The organism is Streptomyces africanus (genome assembly GCF_002150735.1).
Lineage (GTDB): Bacteria > Actinomycetota > Actinomycetes > Streptomycetales > Streptomycetaceae > Streptomyces > Streptomyces africanus.
Genome location: NZ_MUKA01000547.1, coordinates 1 through 5,602 on the forward strand (window position 1 = coordinate 1; position 5,602 = coordinate 5,602).

6 protein-coding genes are annotated in these 5,602 nt (G+C 70.9%); 4 read left to right on the forward strand and 2 right to left on the reverse strand.

Annotated features, from left to right (window positions below):
- The coding region (locus tag CCL05_RS41820) for a GNAT family N-acetyltransferase (protein ID WP_086565769.1) at positions 1–1,145 on the reverse strand (1,145 nt) is incomplete at its 3' end.
- Positions 1,146–1,307: 162 nt separating this feature from the next.
- Here CCL05_RS41820 and CCL05_RS41825 point away from each other — a divergent pair.
- Together CCL05_RS41825 and CCL05_RS41830 are read left to right on the forward strand one after the other, a co-directional pair.
- Positions 1,308–2,486: a PP2C family protein-serine/threonine phosphatase gene (locus tag CCL05_RS41825; protein WP_086565770.1), complete on the forward strand. Its 1,179-nt coding sequence runs from the start codon at positions 1,308–1,310 to the stop codon at positions 2,484–2,486.
- Between the two features lie 30 nt (positions 2,487–2,516).
- Positions 2,517–2,978, forward strand: coding sequence for an HD domain-containing protein (locus CCL05_RS41830; RefSeq protein WP_086565771.1), 462 nt, complete (start codon positions 2,517–2,519; stop codon positions 2,976–2,978).
- A 15-nt stretch (positions 2,979–2,993) separates the two neighbouring features.
- Here CCL05_RS41830 and CCL05_RS41835 read toward each other — a convergent pair whose 3' ends face one another.
- Positions 2,994–4,100, reverse strand: coding sequence for an acyltransferase family protein (locus tag CCL05_RS41835; RefSeq protein ID WP_425275989.1), 1,107 nt, complete (start codon positions 4,098–4,100; stop codon positions 2,994–2,996).
- Positions 4,101–4,793: 693 nt separating this feature from the next.
- Between CCL05_RS41835 and CCL05_RS41840 the strand changes: the two genes are divergently transcribed.
- Together CCL05_RS41840 and CCL05_RS41845 are read left to right on the forward strand one after the other, a co-directional pair.
- Complete coding sequence (locus CCL05_RS41840) at positions 4,794–4,988, forward strand: hypothetical protein (protein ID WP_031107160.1); 195 nt, start codon at positions 4,794–4,796, stop codon at positions 4,986–4,988.
- Positions 4,989–5,092: 104 nt separating this feature from the next.
- Positions 5,093–5,602, forward strand: a 510-nt coding sequence (locus CCL05_RS41845) for a protein kinase domain-containing protein (RefSeq protein ID WP_425275990.1), incomplete at its 3' end; no start/stop codon positions are given.

Genomic DNA, 5,602 nt, shown 5'->3' on the forward strand with positions numbered 1-5,602 from the left:
CCGAGGCTCACCCCGCCGAGATACGCCGCCCCCAACTCCCGTACGGACAACGCGACATCCGCCGCATCCGCCGTACGCTCACAGGACGCCCCCTTCGCATCGCCGCTGAGCCGCCAACGCCCGGCGTTCCAGGGGCAGAACGCGTCCTCCACCTCGAACACCACGTCCACCGGCGTCTGATACGTCCGCGCCTCCAGCGCGGCCCCGACCTCCACCGGCCGTACGTACAACGAATCCCGCAACCGCGGCTGACACCGCCGTATGTCGGACACCAGGTACTGCCACGCGTCGTCGACCGGCCGCCCCCGCAGCACCAGCTTCGACGTCAGGTCGATACCGAACAGGAACCGCAGCAGCGCCGCGTCCGCCGCGGGATCCAGCGCGGCCGAGTTCTCCACCGTCACCGTGCCGTTGGCGCCGGTGAGCTCCCAGCCCGGCTTGACGCGGTACCGGGCGTACCCGACGGTCTCCCCGCCCCGCTCGGCGAGGACGCACTGCAGCGGCGACGCCCCGTTCCGCTCGCTCTCGGGATCGAGCACCCCGACCCGCTCCCAGCCGGGCTGCCGCGCCAGCATGCCCGGTCGCGACGGCACCAGCTGCGCGTACACCGCCTCGCACACGTCGAGGACATCGGCGGGAACGGCGTAGCGCAGGCGTACGTCGTCCGTACCCGCCGGCAGCGAGGCCAGCCGCACCCGGGTCGTGTCGATCTCGGCGTTCAACTGGAAGGTGGCCGCGCCGTATCCGAACCGGCCGTAGATCGCCGGCTCGGAGGCCGTGAGCACGGCCAGCGGCTCGCCCCACGCGCGGACGTCGTCCAACTGCCGCCGCATCATCGACGTCAGGACACCGCGCCGGCGGTGCGTGGCGGCCACGCTCACCATCGTGACGCCCGCGGCCGGCACCGAGGCCCCGCCGGGCACGGTGAGCCGGAAGGAGAACGCCCCCGCCGTCCCCACGCAGGCGTCCCCGTCCCAGACACCGAGCGAGCGGTCGCACTCGGTCAGCGAGTCCCACAACTCCCGCTCCTCGGCGGACTCGGGCACTCCGCCGAAGGCGCGGATGAGGGTGTCGTACCACGTGTCCCAGTCGTCCCGCCGAAGCACCCGCGGGGTCGCCGCGGAGCCGGTCGTGTCAGTCTCCATGGCCCATGCCTACCAGGGCACTGCGGGACGAGCGAGGGAATTTCCCCCGGGCCGGAGACAGGCGGTGCACCGTGAAGTTCACTGTGAAGTCGGTCCCCGGTCGGGGGACAAGTAGGACCTCCCGTGCCAAGTGGCCGGTCCGATGGATAGGGTCCCGAACTAATGGCAGCAGGACGAGGGCGGCGCGCGGAAGCCGAGACGTTCACGGCCCGGTTGAAGAAGCAGTGGCACCGGGCCCGCGTCGGCGTGCGACGAGCCGCCGTGGACTACTTCCGCGGCGACGGCTCGGACTGGATCGCCCTGGCCGGTCTGCTCCTGATGGTTCCGGTGATCGCGGCGGCGACGCTGGCGAACTCGGTGTGGTTCTCGCCGGCCGCGCTGGTCCTGCCGGTCGTCGTGGGCGGCCTGGTGCTGCGCCCGGCGAGCCTGCTCGGCCTGTACGCGGCGGCGGCCACGGCACTGATCGTGGAGTCGGTGCGGCTCGGCCCCTACACGGAAGGCCCGTCCCGGGTCACCCCCGGTGTGGTGCTCGTGGTAGCGGCCTGCGGTTCCTTCGGGCTGCTGCTGGCCCAGTTCCGCAGCCGGGTCGGCGTGCCCTGGCGGCGCGGCGGCACGATGCTGTTCGACCTGCGCGAACGCATCCGGGTGCAGAGCAAGCTGCCCGGCCTGCCGGACGGCTGGCACCGGGAGATGGCGCTGCGCCCGGCGGGCGGCCAGTCCTTCTCGGGCGACTTCGTGGTGGCGGCGCGCACCAACGGCGGACGCACGCTCGAGGTCGTCCTCACGGACGTCTCCGGCAAAGGCATGGACGCGGGCTCCCGCGCGCTGCTCCTGTCCGGCGCGTTCGGCGGCCTCCTGGGCTCCCTCCCGCCGCACGCCTTCCTGCCGGCAGCGAACGGCTATCTGCTCCGCCAGGACTGGGACGAGGGCTTCGCGACCTCCATCCATCTGGTCCTCGACCTGGACTCCGGCGACTACGAGCTCTACTCCGCCGGCCACCCGCCGGGCCTCCAGCTCAGCGCGGGCAGCGGCCGCTGGGAGGAGAAGGCGGCCGAGGGCCCGCTCCTCGGCGTGTACGACGGCGCCCAGTTCGACCCGGTGAAGGGCACGCTCCGCCCGGGCGACGTGCTGATGCTGTTCACGGACGGCCTGGTGGAGACCTCCGACCGCGACATCGTCGAGGGCATCGACCGCCTCACCGGCGAGGCCGACCGGTATGTGGCGGGCGGCTTCCACGGCGCCGCCTGGCACCTCATCGAGGCGGTGGCCAAGGACGTCAACGACGACCGGGCGCTGCTGCTGATCTGCCGGGAGGGCCCGACGGCCGCCGCGGCCCGCTGACGTGCGCTGCTCCCGGTGCACACTGGTGCCGTGACCGAGACACCCCGCACCCCGCTGACCCTGGCCCAGGTGGAGGCCACCGCCCGCGCTGCGCACGCCGGCCAGACCGACAAGGCCGGACGGCCGTACGCGGAGCATCTCCAGGCCGTCGCGGAGGGCGTACGGGCGCGGGGCGGCGACGAGGAGCAGATCGCGGCGGCCTGGCTGCACGACGCGGTCGAGGACGACGCGCTCTCGCCCCGGTGGCTGCGCGAGGCCGCGCTGAGCAGCCGTACCAAGGACATCGTCCTCGCGGTCACCAAGCGGGCCGGAGAGCCGCCCGAGGCGTACGCTGCGCGCATCCTCGCCACGCCCGGCGCGCTGCTGGTGAAGGAGTCGGACCTGGCGCACAACGCGGACCCGGCACGTCTCGCGGTCCTGGACGAGGCCACCCGTAAACGACTGACCGAGAAGTACACGCGAATGCGCGCACTTCTCGGTCTCGTCGGATGAACTCGGGCAGGGGCGTCAGGCGTTGACCTTCTCGCGCTCGCGCCGCTCGGCGCTCTGACGCTCACGGGCGACCTCGGCCGCGTCCCGCTTGAAGGCCCACTCCATCTTCGGCTCCATCGCGAACCGGAAGACCCGCCGCACCGGCTTGGTGCACAGCACCGTCACGACGGCGGCCGCGGCGACGGTCACGGCGATCTCGCCGAGCGGCCGGTGCATCCAGGCCGGCTCGAACCAGCCCTGGTAGTCACCGGCCTTCACCAGGAAGCCGTGCAGCAGGTAGCCGTAGAGCGTGCCGGCGCCGAGCGCGGTGAACCACATGTGGCGGCGCGGCACCCAGGCGAAGAAGCAGGCGGTCAGCACCAGGGAGCAGCCGAACATCGCGAGCACCATGACCGGGCCGGTCCACCACGGCGCGCCCAGCTCCTGCGCGGCGTCCCGGTGGTAGAACCACGCGGTGTTCATGCGCGGCACGGCCCACCAGCTGACGGCCAGCGCGGCGGCGAACACGGGCACCGAGGCGATCCGCACGGAACGGCGGCGCACCATGTGGAAGTGCTCGGGCTTCATGACCAGGCCCAGCACGAAGAACGGCAGGAACTGCAGGACCCGCTGGAGGTCGAGGTCGTCACCGATCTCCGGGCTGACGGTCGCCAGCATCGCGAGGCCGAGCGCGAGCGGCAGCGGCCAGCGCGCCATCTTCCAGATGGGGGTGGTCAGCCGCCAGATGAACAGCGCGACCAGGAACCAGGTCAGGTACCACGGGTCGAGGAGGCTGATGTCCTGTCCCGGATCGTCGTCGATCCACCGCTTGAAGAGCGGGTAGGCCGTCTCGAAGACGATGTACGGCACGGCCACGCCGGTGATCAGGCGCTTGAGCCGGTCGGGCCGCATGTCGAAACTGCGCGAGAAGTAGCCGGAGATGATGATGAACGCCGGCATGTGGAACGCGTAGACGACCTGGTACGCGGCCTCGAGTACCCGGCTGTCGCCCTTGAGCGGTTCCCAGGCGTGGCCCATGGCGACCAGCACGATCGCGAGGTACTTGGCGTTGTCGAAGAACGCGTCGCGCTGCTTGCCGTTCTGCTTCTTCTGGGGGCTCTGCGGCGAGCGCGGGCTCGGCACTCCGTCGGCAGAGGACTGTGCCGGGGGAAGTGGCGCCCTGCGGTCGCCGTTCGGTCGCAGCGAGTTCGTCACAGACCCTCCCACCAGGAGCTCGGGGAGACGATCCGGGACCTCGCTGCGCTTGCGGGGGACGAGGCAGCGTGGAACATCTGAGGCACCCTAGCGTTCCCTGCGGCTATTCGTAAAACGCCGGATGTGAATCCTGGCTATTCGCTGTGGGTACCCCGGATTTCGGGTAGTTGACATCCTTGCTGGAGTGATGGCCAACACATCGTCGGACGGCGGACTGTGTTCATCACACCCGCCCTGCTTGTCGTGATACTTCCGGACTAAGCGGCGCATAAGACCAGCAGGCGACTCCGGCGGAATGTCCACTTCCGTGCCGCTCCGGCGTTGCCCATAGGGCTGTTGAGGACTTGCGAGGGCAATTCGAATTAGCTGCGAACGCGTTGTGTGGACACGGAAACGATACCGTCGAATTCCCTGCGCGGGTGGCGCGTCGAATTCCCGTACGAGTCCCTGCCGTTCGGCCCCTGGCCCCGGGGGGCGCACACCGGCCCGGACACGAGTGAGGTGGTCGATCCGTCACGATCCGCATAGCCCGGCCTGGTTGGTGGCACGATGGTCCTGGCGGGGTGCGCGGGGTTGCGTCCCCGGGCCGGGAGAGCGAACCGACCGAGGGTGTGATCAGTTGTGGCCATTTCACTGTCTGTGGTGCTGCTGTTGGCGATCATCCTTGTGGTGTTGCTGAGAGGGGGATCCATCAAGGCAGGGCCGGCGATCGTGGCGATCCTCTTCGGCTTCTTCCTCGCGTCGACCGGCATGGCCCCGTCCATCAACCGGTTCCTCAACTCGATAGCGGACACCATCAACTCCATCAGCTTCTGACCGGACCGCTGCCGCCGGCCCCGGGGAGCGTACGGGGATGGCGCTGCGCGACTCGGACCCGGCGGAGGTGGGCGGCTACCGCATCGAGGACCGCCTCGGCTCCGGTGGCATGGGCGTGGTCTACGCCGACGACGACGAGTTCTGCACCCTCCCCCACTCTCGGCTTCGCTCGAGCGGGGGGACCCTCATCGCCGCGAGGTGGCCGCCGCCCGCCAGGTCAGCGGGGCCTTCACGGCCCGCTCCCGCTGCCCCGCCTGCGCGAACTCGCCACCGGCCTGGCCGAGGCGCGGCGCGACATGCACCGCGCCGGAGTCGTCCACCGCGATCCGAAGCCGGCCAACGTGATGCTCGCCGACGACGGCCCCCGCGTCATCGACTTCGGCATCTCCCGCGCCGCCGAGTTCGCCGTGGCCGGGTCATGGGCACGCCGCCCTTCATGTCCCCGGAACAGTTCGCGTCCCCCCCCAGGACGTCGGCCCGGCCGCCGACATCTTTTCCCTCGGCTCGGTCCTGACCCACGCCGCCACCCGCCGCGCCTTCATCCGCCTCTGTCTGCGAAAGCACCACAAGTCCCGCCCCACCGCGGACGACCTGCTCACCCTGCTCCGCGAGGG